This window comes from Mycobacterium colombiense (assembly GCF_001672755.1).
In the GTDB taxonomy this organism is placed as follows: Bacteria; Actinomycetota; Actinomycetes; order Mycobacteriales; family Mycobacteriaceae; genus Mycobacterium; species Mycobacterium colombiense_C.
This window is the reverse complement of sequence record NZ_LZKI01000082.1, coordinates 1-1,141: the sequence shown is the minus strand read 5'-3', so window position 1 is coordinate 1,141 and position 1,141 is coordinate 1. Positions and strand designations below refer to the sequence as shown.

At 69.3% G+C, this 1,141-nt stretch carries 1 protein-coding gene and 1 pseudogene; one reads left to right on the top strand and one right to left on the bottom strand.

All coding sequences use genetic code 11. The features are described from left to right. Positions 1 to 838, top strand: an 838-nt coding sequence (locus tag A5708_RS12995) for a VWA domain-containing protein (RefSeq protein WP_065029027.1), incomplete at its 5' end; no start/stop codon positions are given. 4 nt (positions 839 to 842) lie between these two features. Here A5708_RS12995 and A5708_RS12990 read toward each other — a convergent pair. Further along, positions 843 to 1,141: pseudogene (locus A5708_RS12990) on the bottom strand (hypothetical protein); the annotation flags it as partial.

Here is a 1,141-nt window from a genome sequence, read left to right as displayed (position 1 = left end):
CGACACCCCCGTGGCGCAATCGCCGTGGCGGCACCTCCCGATCGCGGTGTCGCTGCTGTGCCTGGCGCTGTTGACCATCGCGCTGGCCACCCCCACCCACGACATGCGCATCCCGCGCAACCGCGCGGTCGTGATGCTGGTGATCGACATGTCGCAGTCCATGCGGGCGACCGACGTCGAGCCCAACCGGCTCAAGGCCGCCGAACAGGCCGCCACGCAGTTCGCCGGCCAGCTCACGCCCGGCATCAACCTCGGGCTGGTCGGATTCGCCGGCACGCCCTATCTGCTGGTGCCGCCGACCCCGCAGCACCAGGCCACCATCGACGCGCTGAAGAAGCTGGATTTCGCCGACAGCACCGCCACCGGCGAGGCGATCTTCACCGCCCTGCATGCGATCAGCGCCACGGCCGTCGCCGGCGGCGACAAACCGCCACCGGCCCGCATCGTGCTGCTCTCCGACGGCGGTGAGAACAAGCCCTCCAATCCCAACGCGCCGCAGGGGGCGTTCACCGCGGCCCGCGCCGCCAAGGCCGAGGGCGTGCAGATCTCGACGATCTCGTTCGGCACCCCGTACGGCACCGTCGACTACGAGGGCGCCACCATCCCGGTCCCGGTCGACGACCAGACCCTGCAGAAGATCTGCGAGATCACCGATGGTCAGTCGTTCCACGCCGACAGCCTGGACTCGCTGAAGAACGTGTACTCGACGCTGCAGCGCCAGATCGGCTACGAAACCGTGAAGGGCGACGCGAGCCTGGCCTGGATGCTGCTCGGCGCCTTCGTCATGGCCGGCGCCGTCTTGGCCGGTCTGCTGCTGAACCGCAGGCTGCCCGCCTGAGCGCTCAGCTGGGCAGGCGCCGGTTGATCAGCAGCGCCAGCGCCGTCGCGATCAGGGCGGTCAGCACGCCGAGGCGCAGCCAGCCGGCGCTGCCCGGCCCCGGCACGGTGCGATAGCCGATCTCGTTCTCGATGGCGTTGTAGCTCTTTTCGAGCTCACCCAGGCTGGTGGCGGTGTAGGACTGCCCGCCGGACAGCTTGGCGACCATCTTCATCTGGTCGGTCGAGACCGGGACGGCGATGCGCTGCCCGTCCATCTCGATCTCGCCGCCCTTGGTCCCGAACGAGATCGTCGAGATGGGCA